Here is a 9,708-nt window from a genome sequence, read left to right as displayed (position 1 = left end):
GCTTGGTTACTTGGCGCTTTTCCAAGTGACCCGCTGTAAGAGCGGAACCAATAGAAGCCGTTACCGCAAAAATGGATATGTACACAAAACACCAACCACAAACCCCAAATCACCCCACCTGATACCCCAACATTCAGAAAAACCCCATCCCCCCCAGGTTAACAAAAGATAACGTGGCGTCGATTGTCAGACCTTTCCAAACCCCGATAGGATAAGCCAGCTTCCGAAGGGGCTCTGGATTGCGGGTTTCAGGACTATGCTCCTAACCATCCAATCCCGATGAGCACCCCTTACGGCGCCCTGAAAGGTTGAACGACCTAACAATAATAATGGGGGAAGGTCTATGAGTGAGCCTGTCATGGGTGTGGGTATCTGCCGCCCGCCGGCATTGCGCAAATTCGCATTGCTGGCTACAGCGCTCTCGCTGTTGGGCTGTGCCGTGTTGTCGGCACCTGCGCTGGCCAATGCGGCGCCAGCCACCGACGTTGTCTATTCCGTTGAATCCGCCAAAGCCAGCAAAAGCCTGATGCTCGACGTCGTGCACGCCGGCAAGCGCCTGGTGGCAGTCGGGGATCGCGGGCACATCCTGTATTCCGATGACCAGGGCGCGACCTGGACCCAGGCCAAGGTGCCGACCCGGGCACTGCTGACCTCGGTCTATTTTGTCGACGACAAACACGGCTGGGCCGTCGGGCATGACGCGCAGATCCTCGCCAGCGAGGACGGCGGCGTCACCTGGACCAAACAATATGAAGACCTGAAACGCGAATCGCCGCTGCTCGACGTCTGGTTCCAGGACGCCAGCAACGGCTTTGCCGTGGGCGCTTACGGCGCGTTGGTGGCCACCACCGACGGCGGCAAGACCTGGGAAGACGCCAGCGACCGCCTGGACAACGAAGACCAGTACCACCTCAACGCCATCGCAGCGATCAAGGATGCCGGGCTGTTCATCGTCGGCGAGCAGGGCAGCATGTTCCGCTCCTCCGACTGGGGGCAGACCTGGGAAAAACTCGAAGGCCCCTATGAAGGCTCGTTGTTCGGCGTGATCGGCACCGCCGAGGCCAACACACTGCTGGCCTACGGGCTGCGGGGCAACCTGTTTCGCTCCACCGATTTCGGCACTACCTGGGAGCCGGTCGAGTTGAAAGCCACCCGTGGTGCGCTGGAGTTCGGCCTGTCCGGTGCGACCTTGCTCGACGACGGTTCCATCGTGATCGTCGGCAACGGCGGCTCGGTGATCCGCAGCAACGACAACGGCGAAACCTTCAGCGTGTTCAACCGTCCGGATCGCATTTCGGTTTCTGCGGTGACTGCGGCGGGCGACGGCAATCTGGTTCTGGCAGGACAGGGCGGCGTTCGCGTCACCTCGCCAACCGGCGCCGGTGCAGAGAATGGAAAAAACGGGTCGTCCAAATGAGCCGGGCAAATAATAAGAAGGCGGGTCTATGACATCCTTGAGCAGCCATCACCAAGACAAGGCGACGTTTCTTGAACGCCTGATTTTCAACAACCGCCCGGCAGTGATCGTGATCTGTCTGTTGGTGAGTATTTTCCTGTTCTGGCAAGCGACGCTGATTCGGCCGTCCACCAGTTTCGAAAAGATGATCCCGCTCGAGCATCCGTTCATTCAAAAGATGATGGAGCACCGCAACGACCTGGCGAACCTGGGCAACACCGTTCGCATTTCGGTTGAAGCCACCGACGGCGACATCTTCTCCAAGGAGTACATGGAGACCCTGCGTCAGATCAACGACGAGGTGTTCTACATCTCCGGCGTCGACCGTTCCGGCCTCAAGTCGTTGTGGAGCCCGAGCGTACGCTGGACCGAGGTGACGGAGGAGGGCTTCGCCGGCGGTGAAGTGATCCCGCAGAGCTACAACGGCTCCCAGCAAAGCCTCGATTTGTTGCGCAACAACGTACTCAAGTCCGGTCAGGTCGGGCGCCTGGTGTCCAACGACTTCAAGTCGAGCATCGTCGATATCCCGCTGCTGGAGTCCTACCCGGACCCGCAGGACCAAGGCAAGTTGCTGGCCCTGGACTACCGCAAGTTCTCCCACGAGCTGGAAGAAAAGATCCGCGACAAGTACGAGAAACAGAACCCCAACGTGCAGATTCACATCGTCGGTTTCGCCAAGAAAGTCGGCGACCTGATCGATGGCCTGGTGATGGTGGTGATGTTCTTCGGTGTCGCCTTCGTCATCACCCTGATTCTGTTGTACTGGTTCACCAACTGCATGCGCAGCACCGTGGCGGTGTTGAGCACGACGCTGGTGGCGGTGATCTGGCAGCTCGGCCTGATGCACTTCTTCGGCTTCGGGCTGGATCCGTACTCGATGCTGGTGCCGTTCCTGATCTTCGCCATCGGTATTTCCCACGGCGTGCAAAAGATCAACGGTATCGCCTTGCAGTCCAGTGAGGCCGACAACGCGTTGACTGCGGCGCGGCGCACCTTTCGCCAATTGTTCCTGCCGGGGATGATCGCGATCCTTGCGGATGCGGTGGGCTTCATCACATTGCTGATCATCGACATCGGCGTGATTCGCGAACTGGCCATCGGCGCATCCATCGGTGTGGCGGTGATCGTGTTCACCAACCTGATCCTGCTGCCGGTGGCGATTTCCTACGTCGGCATCAGTAAGCGCGCCGTCGAGCGCAGCAAGAAAGACGCGCACCGCGAACACCCGTTCTGGCGCCTGCTGTCCAACTTCGCCAGCCCGAAAGTTGCCCCGGTATCGATCGTGTTGGCCCTGTTGGCCTTCGGTGGCGGCCTCTGGTACAGCCAGAACCTGAAAATCGGCGACCTCGATCAAGGTGCTCCAGAGCTGCGTCCGGATTCGCGTTACAACAAGGACAACAACTTCATCATCAGCAACTACTCCACCAGTTCCGACGTGTTGGTGGTGATGGTCAAGACCAAGTCCGAAGGTTGCTCGCGCTATGAAGCGATGGCACCCATCGACGAACTGATGTGGAAGATGCAGAACACCGAGGGCGTGCAGTCGGCGATCTCGCTGGTGACCGTGTCCAAGCAGATGATCAAGGGCATGAACGAGGGCAACCTGAAATGGGAAACCCTGTCGCGCAACCCGGACGTGCTGAACAACTCCATCGCCCGCGCTGACGGCCTGTACAACAACAGTTGCTCCCTGGCGCCAGTGCTGGTGTTCCTCAACGATCACAAGGCTGCCACCCTGGATCGCGCAGTTCATGCGGTGCAGGACTTCGCCAAGGAAAACAACAAGGAAGGCCTGGAGTTCATCCTTGCGGCGGGTAACGCCGGCATCGAGGCGGCCACCAACGAAGTGATCAAGGAATCCGAGCTGACCATCCTGATCCTCGTCTACATCTGCGTCGCGACCATGTGCATGATCACCTTCCGCTCCTGGGCGGCGACCTTGTGCATCGTGTTGCCACTGGTGCTGACGTCGGTACTCGGCAACGCCCTGATGGCTTTCATGGGCATCGGCGTCAAAGTCGCGACCTTGCCGGTAGTGGCATTGGGCGTGGGGATTGGCGTGGACTACGGCATCTACATCTACAGCCGCCTGGAAAGCTTCCTGCGTGCCGGTCTGCCGTTGCAAGAGGCGTACTACCAGACGCTGAAGTCCACCGGTAAAGCCGTATTGTTCACCGGCCTGTGCCTGGCGATCGGCGTGTGCACCTGGATCTTCTCGGCCATAAAGTTCCAGGCCGACATGGGCCTGATGCTGACCTTCATGCTGCTCTGGAACATGTTCGGCGCGTTGTGGCTGCTGCCGGCGCTGGCTCGTTTCCTGATCAAACCGGAGAAACTGGCGGGGCAGAAGGGCAACTCGTTGTTCGCTCACTAAACCTCAGGCAAAACCAAAAAGCCGCAACCTTGGGTTGCGGCTTTTTTATGGGTGATTGGAAAACTCAGCGGGGTTGCAGCGGTAGAAAATCGCTGTTCGCCAGTTCCTTGCTGATGATTCCGTGATGAATTTCGATTTTCTGCTTCGGATCCTTGGCCTTTGCCATGGCCGATTCGTAGGTTTCGAAGCGTTGCTCTCTGGTTTTCAGATGCGCCTGGGTGTAGTCAGCCTTGGCATCATCCGCATTGGCGTAGTGAAAATGCCCGTACCACCAGGGTTGATTGTCTTTATTCAACAAAGCGTACTCTTGCATGAAGTCACGCCGCCCGGTTTTCAGCTGAACCCGGTGGCCATTGATTCGCGCAAAAATTTCATTGCGCCGCAACAGATACTCCACCCCCTCGCTACTGGGCGGTCGAGCGAGAGTCATGCGGGTGCGAAGTTCGGTGGCCTTGGTCTCGAGGACGTGTGCTTTGTCGCGGAGTCCGCTGATCAGCGAAACGTCTGTTTCGCGGTTGGCCGGAGGACTTTCGTGCTGTTCCAGTCCATCGGCGTACCCGATCAGCTTTTGTGCCTCGCGTTGCAATTGCTCTTCGATTTCCTTGGGAGAACTGGCGCGTTGCGCGTAACCCTCGATCTTCTGCACGTTTTTATCGACATCGGCCAACGCCTTGCGGGCATCGCCCTTGAGCAGCTGGTAGGGGCGCGGAGCCCTGTCAGTTGCGGGTCTGGCATCGACGATTTCTACCCAGACATTGGGTTCATGCTCGTGGAACGAAGCCAATGGCCTTTCTTCAATAGGGTGGTTGATGTCGACAATGTCTCCTTCCTGGTGAGCGACCCGTTGGCGAAGATCGCCGATCAATGTGCCTTTGGCGGTTTTGATCACCCGCTTGCGACTGGACCATGAATAGGGACGTTTCACCGGCGGCCTGGTGCCGGAAGCCGACGTTGACGGTTCCTCCGGTTGCGGCAGCAGTTGAAGCGCTTCCGCCAGACGTCGTTCGGCATCGATACGCAGCTGGTCAATGAGCTCGCGCAGACGATTGAAGGGGTGTGTCTGCAATTCATCTGTGCTGAAAATGCCTATCGTCTCAAGACCGTCCTGTGACTTGTTGTACTGATCGACCAGGTTCTCCAGAACGGCGATCCGGTCGCTGTTGGTGTAGGTGTGTTCCGTTTGCAGTTCGGCATGCGAGCGAGATAGCAACAGCAGGGGGCTGACGGCGTGTTCAAGCACACCCATGGTGCTGGTGCCGAGGGCCTTGAGACTGAGCAGACGCAAGATACTCAACTGATAGCACTTGACGCGCAGTGCCGTCATTTCATCTTCGGGCCTGTTGCCGGTCAGTCGCTTCCAGTACTCGATGCCCAGGCGAGGCACCTGCTTGAGTTCCAGTAGTCGGCTGTCTATCTGATCCAGATACTTGATCAAGGATTCGTTGATTTCTGAGGTTTTGCGCATGAACTCAAAATAGCGATCCAGTACCACATCGCCCTCGCTGATAATTGCCTCAAGCAAATGCCTGATACCATTTTTCAAGTCCGCATACTGGCGTTCGGCAGCTTCGCGCTCCCAGTCAGCGATGACGATCCGTTTGCGGGCATTGTTGATGATGTTTTCCGACAGGCTGCACAAGTGCACAGGATCGGGATCGGATCTGGTCAACTCGGCCAATTCCCTTTTCTCGGCCAGCAGCGTGGCGTAGCTTTCGGTCTGTTTGTCCAGCTCATCAACGAACCGTTGCCTGTACGTGGCGCGATCGAGCTCTGTACTGGTGGCGTCGTTCTTTTTCAACTGCATCAGGTTTTCCGCGATGTCGACACGCTTCTGCACCCGTACTTGCTGATCCACGAATTCCTGACGATTGAGTTCCAGCAGGTTGATGCGTTGTTGCGTGATTTCTCGCTGGGCGCTGATTCTCGAATTGCGCCCGCCGCCAACCAGTTTCAACCCTTGATCCAGAGTCCAGCGGCCCGCTCCATTGGTCTTGAGCTTGATGCCGGGATGATCCGGGTGCTCCGGATGTATCAGATACACCTCGCCGAACCCGGGCACGATACTCACGCGAAACAGCAGGCCGGCGACGGTGGCGTGCCAAAGATTGCCGATCCGGTACAAACCTTTGAACACGCCGGTGCTAACGGGCTCTGGCAGAGGTGTCGGCCATGGCACTTGAACCTCCCGTAACGTGTTGAACAGTCGGGCGGTTGCCGAATCGCGTGCACTCGACTGGTTGAAGTCGAGCAGGGTCTTGCCACTGCCCGGCGGCTCGGAGGGCAGGCCCGGAGTGTCCTGGGTAATGGTCGATTCGGCGGGCCATGAAAATGTCTGCGCAGGACGGCGCAAGGAGGCGAGGGCATCCGGAACTGCCGTCGCTGCGCTGTCGGAAAGTGCCGGGGCTGCTTCCTCTCGAGCGACATGCAGAACCAACAGACCAATGTTCAACAGCACATCGATCCAAGCCTGATTCCGCGCCTTCGGGTCATCACTGTCCAGCGCCGGCAGATCGTTGATCAGGCTGTGGGCGATTTGCAGCATCCAGCCCACCACCATGGCAGGGCCGCGCAACAACGGCAGAATCAGGTTGTTGAACACCAGCCAGCCACCCTCGAGGATGATCGCCCAGCGGCTCTCGGCATTCGACACCGATTGCCGATCCGCCAGATCGATCAGTGTGCGTGCATTGCTGACGAACAGACTGGCCAGCAATCGACCTTCTTCCAGCGCGGTGAGCCAGTCGCCAACCGCTTCGTCGCCGGCCAGAATCGCCGGTTGGGGCTTTTCAGGCAGTGTGAATTCGTCCCCTGCATGGAAGTGGACAATGTGCGGTTCGGTGAAGCCGTTGTTGTCGTAGATCGGCCGTGCGCGATCCGGCAGCCAGGTCAGCACGCTGGTTTGCAACGGGCCGCTTTGCGCAATGGCCCTCAGCAAGTCCTGACGGCTGGGGTATTGGTGCAGGGGTTCTGAATACAGCGGTCGGTAAAGAATATGCGGGCCGTCCGACTTCAAGTCTTTTGGCTCGATGATGAACATGTTGCTGACCACATCACACGTGGCCCCGGCCTTGCGTTGAAACGCCAATGGCCTGATGACGACGGACTGTTCCTCGACTATGCGCTCGGCGGCCAACGGCTGGAACACTGCATCGACATATCGATAGCCCAGGAGGGTGAAGCCATGCTCACCTTTGATCGAATGCTCTAGGGCGCGCAGCGGCAAATGCAGGCTCAGTTCCAGGCCGAAGAGTCTCAGCCGCTCATTGGCCTCGGGACTGTTGCCAAGCAACTGCGCTTCTATGTACTCGGGGTAATGTTTTCCGACATCAACGCGGCTCACCAGATCCAGCAAATAGGCCTCGGTGGTCCAGTCTTGAATCAGCTGGTTTTCGGTGTGACGAAGGGTCATCCGGCCCTTGGGTTTGCCGGCCAGGTTTTTTATCGCCAGGTCGGTCAGGGACATTTTGACGGGTTCGAGGTAGCCGCTGCCCAAGTCGCCGACAGGCACGTGAAAGGTCAGTTCCAGTTCATCGGACTTGTAGCCGGGCGCCAAGGGCTGGTCTTTGAGCATTTGCTCATGCAGCGCATTTCTGGCGAACGTGCGAAGGTCAACGACGTCGTCAGGCAACGAGCGCCCCTGTGTCTGCTGTTTGACACTGGCCATCGACAACGTGTGTTTACGCCAGGCCATGCGCTCTGTGGCGCTGGCGCCCTGCAACCACTCGGGAATCGTTGTCTGTAGGGCGTGAAGGTGCGTTGGGTGGTTGTTGCTACCGATAAACAGTGCGGCGATATCGGTGATCGCATCAAAACGCTTTTCAAGGTCAGCCAGGCTTTGGCGTGCGGGCAGTTTGAGCGATTCCAAATCTTCCAGTTGCCGGTTCAGCAGCAGAGCTGCCTGGGTATCAAAGATGTTGCCGTCCGGTACAAAACGTTTCCAGGTGATGGAGTCCGCCGTGAAGTCTTGCTGAAACCGCGCGCCCCATGCGGCACCGAAGGCTTGCAGGGACGGGAACGATTCGATGTTGCCGGTCACGCTGCACAACAAATGGGTTTCGCCGCAAATCACCAGGATATCCGGCGCCTGCAGTGTGAACGACATGTCGCCTCTGCTCAGCGTGACTTGCAGCGTGCAGGCTTCAATTGCACCTTTGGCCCAAGGACGCTGAAGGCGTTCGCGGTTGTCGGGTTGGCGGGCCAGCTCCAATAGAATCCCAGCCTGCTCGGCATCACTTGCCGCGAGGCGCGTCGCGGATGTTTTCAACACGCCGGCGAGCAGGTTCCCCAGCCATTGCCAGCGGCTGACGCCGGTTTCGTCCTGTTCGTTCCAGCAGGCCGTCAATGATTCCTGAGCGCCGATGTAGAAAATGTCGGGTAATTCACGGATGACCTGCGCAATCACTTGCAGGTCGGGCAGTCGCGATGTCGTGTTGTCGACGGTAAGTTGCGCGGGGGCACGGTTTGTCAAAAAACAGCTGCGACCGTATTGCTCGCTAAGATCGGGGAATGCGCCGCTGGCCAGGTAGTCGAGTACCACGTCCAGAAGCAGCGTAAGCCGCCAGGCGCCATCCGGGATCGGTTGGGCAATTTGGGTTCGCTCAGGGTCGAACGCCAGTTGCGGGTATTTTTCCAGAATGCCGTCCTTGAGCAGGCGGGCGGTTTGCGAGCGTAAGGTCGGCCGGGTATTGAATCGGGTGTGAACCGCCCGCGCGATGATGCCGGTGTCGCTTGCGGCGGCGGGTGGTGATGCAGGTGTGGGCATGATGCAATCCTTTGCATGTGTGGTTCCTCAACGTAAAACCGAATCGAAAGGGATGTGCGGTAGCCGGGTACCGCACATTGGGCGAGGCGATAGGCTAAGGCCGACGTTCAGACCAGAAACGAAAAAGCCGCAACCAGGGTTGCGGCCTTTTTACATCTGAAGATCAACGTAACCCTTGTAGGAGCCGGCTTGCTGCGGGCGGCGTTCCGACGATGGCGGTGGGTCAGCCAACATATTTATCGTCTGAACAGACGCCATCGCCAGCAAGCCGGCTCCTACAGTGGATCGTGTTTTATGAGGGATCGGCGCCCAGCACCACATTCAGCGCACTGCGTGCATCGTCCAGCTGCACCAGCGTCGCATGCCGGGCACCCAGCGCATCACGGTTTTCGATGGCGGTGAGAATCGCCTTGTGCCGTGGCAACGCCAATTCATGCAGGTTCGGTCGCTGGTTGGAATGCTTCAACGCTTCGGCAATGGCGACCGACAGCATGTTGCACAGGTTCGCCAGCAGGTCGTTGTGAGTGGCGTCGGCGATGCGGCTGTGGAAATCCAGGTCCGGTTGCAACAGGGCTTCAGGCGTCGGCGCGGCTTCCATGCGTTGGTAGGCTTCGCCAATAGAGGCAATGTCTTCGTCGGTGGCGAATTGCGCGGCGAGGGCCGCGGCTGCCGGTTCGATGATGCTGCGCACGCTGGTCAGCAGATCGAAGAACTGATTCTGCGGGCTGCTTTGCATCAGCCAGTGCAGCACGTCCGGGTCGAGCATGTGCCATTCCTTGCGCTGCTTGACCACCGTGCCGACACGCGGACGGGAATACACCAGGCCTTTGGCGACCAACACGCGAGTGGCTTCGCGCAGTACCGGACGGCTGACCGCGTACTCCTCGCACAACAGGGCTTCGGCGGGCAGTTTGTCGTCCGGTTTGAAGCGTCCCGAAACGATCTGCATGCCCAGTTCCTGGACAATGCGCGAGTGCATGCTTTTGCGGTCGGAGGGTTTGCGGTAATCCATGGGGAACGGCGCGATCCTGTGCGGGGGAGGTGCTGCGCATGATAGCAGGCGCGGCGAGGACGGTCGCCAGAGCAAGCGGTCCTGAGGCAGATGAAGATCAAAAA

4 protein-coding genes are annotated in these 9,708 nt (G+C 58.7%); 2 read left to right on the top strand and 2 right to left on the bottom strand.

The features are described from left to right. The first annotated feature begins 343 nt into the window (after positions 1-343). Positions 344-1,417 (top strand): WD40/YVTN/BNR-like repeat-containing protein, encoded by a 1,074-nt coding sequence (locus tag ACM6IO_RS25555; protein ID WP_008030080.1) that lies wholly within the window; start codon positions 344-346, stop codon positions 1,415-1,417. Between the two features lie 28 nt (positions 1,418-1,445). Next, positions 1,446-3,830, top strand: a complete 2,385-nt coding sequence (locus ACM6IO_RS25550; RefSeq protein WP_008042857.1) for an efflux RND transporter permease subunit — start codon at positions 1,446-1,448, stop codon at positions 3,828-3,830. A gap of 64 nt (positions 3,831-3,894) precedes the next feature. Here ACM6IO_RS25550 and ACM6IO_RS25545 read toward each other — a convergent pair whose 3' ends face one another. Together ACM6IO_RS25545 and ACM6IO_RS25540 are read right to left on the bottom strand one after the other, a co-directional pair. Beyond that, on the bottom strand, positions 3,895-8,592 hold the full coding sequence (locus ACM6IO_RS25545) for a dermonecrotic toxin domain-containing protein (RefSeq protein WP_414912471.1): 4,698 nt from the start codon (positions 8,590-8,592) through the stop codon (positions 3,895-3,897). A 292-nt stretch (positions 8,593-8,884) separates the two neighbouring features. Beyond that, on the bottom strand, positions 8,885-9,604 hold the full coding sequence (locus ACM6IO_RS25540; RefSeq protein ID WP_008030085.1) for a FadR/GntR family transcriptional regulator: 720 nt from the start codon (positions 9,602-9,604) through the stop codon (positions 8,885-8,887). Between the last annotated feature and the right edge of the window lie 104 nt (positions 9,605-9,708).

It is taken from the genome of Pseudomonas sp. IT-P44, assembly GCF_949768225.1.
Classification (GTDB): Bacteria; Pseudomonadota; Gammaproteobacteria; order Pseudomonadales; family Pseudomonadaceae; genus Aquipseudomonas; species Aquipseudomonas migulae.
This window is presented reverse-complemented; position numbering and strand designations above follow the sequence as displayed.

Coding starts and splice junctions, on each gene's coding strand:
- ACM6IO_RS25550 (WP_008042857.1), top strand. CDS start 1,446: ATGACATCCTTGAGCAGCCATCACCAAGACAAGGCGACGTTTCTTGAA.
- ACM6IO_RS25540 (WP_008030085.1), bottom strand. CDS start 9,604: ATGGATTACCGCAAACCCTCCGACCGCAAAAGCATGCACTCGCGCATT.
- ACM6IO_RS25545 (WP_414912471.1), bottom strand. CDS start 8,592: ATGCCCACACCTGCATCACCACCCGCCGCCGCAAGCGACACCGGCATC.
- ACM6IO_RS25555 (WP_008030080.1), top strand. CDS start 344: ATGAGTGAGCCTGTCATGGGTGTGGGTATCTGCCGCCCGCCGGCATTG.